The following is a 3306-nucleotide window of genomic DNA, read 5'->3' as shown; positions in this document are numbered from 1 at the left end:
CGCCTCCACCTCGACGCGCTGGGCGTCAAGCTCACCACCCTGCGCCCGGAGCAGGCCTCCTACATCGGCGTCAAGGTCGAGGGCCCGTACAAGCCGGACCACTACCGCTACTGATCCACCGCTACCGATCCCGGTCCCCGAGGATCCGCAGCACTCCAGGCAGGCCCCCGGCATCCGCGCCGGGGGCCTGCCCCGTACCCAAGGACCCGACGCCATGCCCCGCGGCCGCTACTCGCTCCACGACCCGCACGACCACACCCCCCTCGGCGAGGAGCACTTCCACTGCGCCCCCGGCCCCTCCGGCTGGCGCTACGTCGCCCAGCTGACCGGTCCGGACGGGGAGCACCGCGGCTCGCTGGACCTGGCCGTCGACGCCCTCGGCCGCCCCATCCGCATGGAGGCCAACGCCGGCGGCTGGCAGGTGCGCGGCGCCGCCATCGACGGCGTCACCTGGGTCCGCACCGACCCCGCCGGAGCCGAGGCCACCGAGGGCAACGTCGCCGCCCCCGGCTTCACCGGCAGCTCCCCGGCCTTCCTCATCGCCACGGCCCGCCTGCTGCGCCTGACCCCCGGCGCCCCCGCGACCCGCGTCAGGCTCCTCGCACTGACCGATCCGGTGCTGGCACCCCGTACGGTCGACCAGGCCTGGGCCCTGCTCTCCCGCGCCGAGCACCCGACGGACAGCGGCCCGCTGATCGTCGACGAGTACCAGGTCACGGCCCTGGACACGGGCGAGGTCCACACCGTGCACATCGCGGGTGACGTGGTCCTCTCGGCGCCCGGCATCGAACTCGAACACCTGGAGACCCCGCCGTCGGCCTTCGACGACTCGGCGGACTCCGAGGGCTACGAGGGTTACGAGGACTAGGCGGGCGGAGCGAATCCGGTCCCGCGCGGCGGCGCCGCGGCCGGCGGCGGCGCCACGGGCGGCGCGACCGGCGCGGGAGCGGGCACGGGCATGGACACAGGCATCGGGACAGGGACGGGCGCCGGGACGGGCGCCGACACGGCCGGGCCCGCGGCGAAGGCGCGCGCGGCGTCCCGCGACTGCCGCTCGTGCACCACCGCCATCAGGAACGCGGCAGCCGGCACCCCGGGCGGCGGAGGCGTCCCGGTCCGGGCCACCACGTCGTCCGCGAGCCGCGCCGCCATCGCGGCACCCGTGTGCGGGTCCAGCTGGTTCATCCGCGTCAGGTACTGCCGGATCGCCAGCCACAGCCCGTCCGGCACCGCCGACAGGTCCAGCGCCGCGAACTGCCCGGCCAGCCACGGCGGCGGCGGGGGCACCGGCATCACGCGGGCGCCCGGCACCCGCTCCCGGACCACCAGGGTCCCGGCGAACACGTCACCCAGCCGCCGGCCCCGCTCCGACATCAGCGAGGCGATGCAGGCGACCGCCCCGAAGGTGAGCAGCAGCTCCACGACCCCCATGGCCCCGCGCACCAGCGCGTGCCGGAACCGGATCGGCCCGCCGTCCTCCCGCACCACCCGCAGCCCGCACGCCAACTTCCCCAGCGAACGGCCGTGGCTCAGCGTCTCCACCGCGATCGGCACACCGACCACCACCAGCAGGAGGCTCGCCACCGCCACCGCGGCCTGCGCGGCCTCGTCCAGGGAGGCCGTCGCGGCCACCAGTCCGACGATCACCACCACGAACCCGATGCCGTACACGACCAGGTCGAGCAGGACCGCCAGGGCCCGGCTCGGCAGCCGCGCCGGCCGCAGACCCAGGACGACCGCGTCTCCCGTCACCAGATCGCTCAACGCGCGCACCTTTCCCCGACCTGACCCGCCCCTGTGCACCCCAGTCTGCCAAGCTGACCGCAGGAGAAGTAAGCCGTATCGGGTGGCCAGGGGCAGGGGAGCGGTAACCGGATGGATCTCGACGTCTTCGTGGCGGCCCACCAGACGGAATGGGCCCGCCTGGAGCAGCTCCTCGGCCGCGGCCGCCGGCTCACCGGGGCGGAGGCCGACGAACTCGTCGCCCTCTACCAGCGCACCTCCACCCACCTCTCCCTGATCCAGTCCAGTGCCCCCGACCCGATGCTCACGGCCCGGCTCACCCAGCTCGTGGCCCGCGCCCGCTCGACGGTCACCGGCACCCGCCGCGCCGGCTGGCGAGACGCCGCCCGCTTCTTCACCGAGGGCTTCCCGGCCGCCGTCTACCGCAGTCGCCGCTGGTGGATACCCACCGCGCTGCTCTCCACCGCCCTCGGCGTGCTCATCGGCTGGTGGATAGCCGCCCACCCCGAGGTGCAGAGCGCCATAGCCACCCCGGAGCACCTCAAGGACCTGACCCGGCCGGGCGGCCAGTACGAGACCTACTACTCCAGCCACCCGGCGGCCTCCTTCGCCGCGCAGGTCTGGACGAACAACGCCCAGGCCGCCGCGATCTGCCTCGTCCTCGGCGCCTTCCTCGGGCTCCCGGTCCTGTGGATCCTGTTCCTGAACATGGCGAACCTCGGGGTCGGCCTCGGCCTGATGACCTCCGCCGGCCGCCTGGACGTCTTCCTCGGCCTGATCCTCCCGCACGGCCTCCTCGAACTGACGGCCGTCTTCATCGCGGCCGGTACGGGCCTGCGCCTCGGCTGGACGGTCATCGACCCGGGCCCCCGCACCCGCCGCACGGCCCTCGCCGAACAGGGCCGCGCCGCTCTCGGCATGGCCATCGGCCTGGCCGCGGTGCTCTTCGTCTCCGGCCTGATCGAGGGCTTCGTGACCCCGTCGGGCCTTCCGACCTGGGCCCGCATCACGATCGGCGTGGTCGCGGAGGCCGCCTTCCTCGCCTACGTCTACGTCCTCGGCGGCCGCGCTTCCCGCGCCGGCGAGGTGGGCGACGTGGAGGAGGCGGACCGCACGGCGACGCTCCCGACCGCGGCCTGATGTGCGTACAAGGCAGCTGAGCTGCTAGTCTCCTCGTCGTCCCGCAGACCGTTGACACGGCCGCTGTGGGGAGGTAGATTCGAACGGTTGCCTCGAACTGGACAAGTTCGGCAGTGATGGTTTAAAATCTCTCTCGCCCCCAAATGGAATTGAATTCCCGTGGGGCACAGCCGACTCCTCATCCAGGAAGTTCGAAGCCGGGAAATCCGGTGGAAAACTTCTGATAGAGTCGGAACCGCCGGAAAGGGAAAGCGCGAAAGCGCAACACCTCGAAAGCACCGAGGAAATCGGACACGAAAGAGTCTGATAGAGTCGGAAACGCAAGAATGAAGAACGAAAGCCCGGAGGAAAGCCCGAGAGGGTGAGTACAAAGGAAGCGTCCGTTCCTTGAGAACTCAACAGCGTGCCAAAAATCAACGCCAG

General features: G+C 72.2%; 5 protein-coding genes. 3 read left to right on the top strand and 2 right to left on the bottom strand.

The window, feature by feature from the left end:
• Both AC07A6_RS41280 and AC07A6_RS41275 read left to right on the top strand, forming a co-directional pair.
• On the top strand, positions 1 to 114 hold a 114-nt coding region (locus AC07A6_RS41280; protein WP_362467774.1), incomplete at its 5' end, for an adenosylhomocysteinase.
• A gap of 100 nt (positions 115 to 214) precedes the next feature.
• On the top strand, positions 215 to 868 hold the full coding sequence (locus AC07A6_RS41275) for a hypothetical protein (protein WP_478780528.1): 654 nt from the start codon (positions 215 to 217) through the stop codon (positions 866 to 868).
• On the opposite strand, the gene AC07A6_RS41270 is transcribed toward AC07A6_RS41275, so the two are convergent.
• Positions 865 to 1764 (bottom strand): RDD family protein, encoded by a 900-nt coding sequence (locus AC07A6_RS41270; protein WP_478780527.1) that lies wholly within the window; start codon positions 1762 to 1764, stop codon positions 865 to 867. The genes AC07A6_RS41275 and AC07A6_RS41270 overlap by 4 nt on opposite strands.
• A 111-nt stretch (positions 1765 to 1875) precedes the next feature.
• Here AC07A6_RS41270 and AC07A6_RS41265 point away from each other — a divergent pair, with 111 nt between their 5' ends.
• Positions 1876 to 2883 carry a stage II sporulation protein M gene (locus AC07A6_RS41265; RefSeq protein ID WP_386275778.1) on the top strand — a complete coding sequence of 336 codons (1008 nt, stop codon included), beginning with the start codon at positions 1876 to 1878 and terminating at the stop codon, positions 2881 to 2883.
• A 178-nt stretch (positions 2884 to 3061) separates the two neighbouring features.
• On the opposite strand, the gene AC07A6_RS41260 is transcribed toward AC07A6_RS41265, so the two are convergent.
• A partial coding sequence (locus AC07A6_RS41260) for a hypothetical protein (protein WP_478780526.1) occupies positions 3062 to 3306 on the bottom strand: 245 nt, incomplete at its 5' end.

This window comes from Streptomyces sp. NPDC044002, assembly GCF_056434525.1.
This window is presented reverse-complemented; position numbering and strand designations above follow the sequence as displayed.

Bases quoted from the DNA above. Each gene is read 5' to 3' on its own strand.
- AC07A6_RS41275 (WP_478780528.1), top strand. From the start codon at position 215: ATGCCCCGCGGCCGCTACTCGCTCCACGACCCGCACGACCACACCCCC.
- AC07A6_RS41265 (WP_386275778.1), top strand. From the start codon at position 1,876: ATGGATCTCGACGTCTTCGTGGCGGCCCACCAGACGGAATGGGCCCGC.